The sequence below is a fragment of the Pseudoalteromonas sp. GABNS16E genome, assembly GCF_028598715.1.
GTDB classification, from domain to species: Bacteria; Pseudomonadota; Gammaproteobacteria; order Enterobacterales; family Alteromonadaceae; genus Pseudoalteromonas; species Pseudoalteromonas atlantica.
Genome location: NZ_JAQREZ010000196.1, coordinates 1 through 266 on the forward strand (window position 1 = coordinate 1; position 266 = coordinate 266).

The 266-nt window shown below is 50.0% G+C and carries 1 tRNA gene; it reads left to right on the forward strand.

Going from position 1 to position 266, the window contains the following annotated elements:
* Window positions 1-162 precede the first annotated feature (162 nt).
* A tRNA-Glu gene (locus tag PSI06_RS21250) sits at window positions 163-238 on the forward strand.
* Window positions 239-266 lie beyond the last annotated feature (28 nt).

Here is a 266-nt window from a genome sequence, read left to right on the forward strand (position 1 = left end):
TCCCCATCGTCTAGAGGCCTAGGACACCGCCCTTTCACGGCGGTAACAGGGGTTCGAATCCCCTTGGGGACGCCACTTACTATTTATAGTAGGGTAGTGTTATTAAGAAAACTCGCCTGAAACGAGTTAAACCATTCAGTTGTCCTAGTGACACTTTTTAGTGTCCCCATCGTCTAGAGGCCTAGGACACCGCCCTTTCACGGCGGTAACAGGGGTTCGAATCCCCTTGGGGACGCCACTTACTATTTATAGTAGGGTAGTGTTAT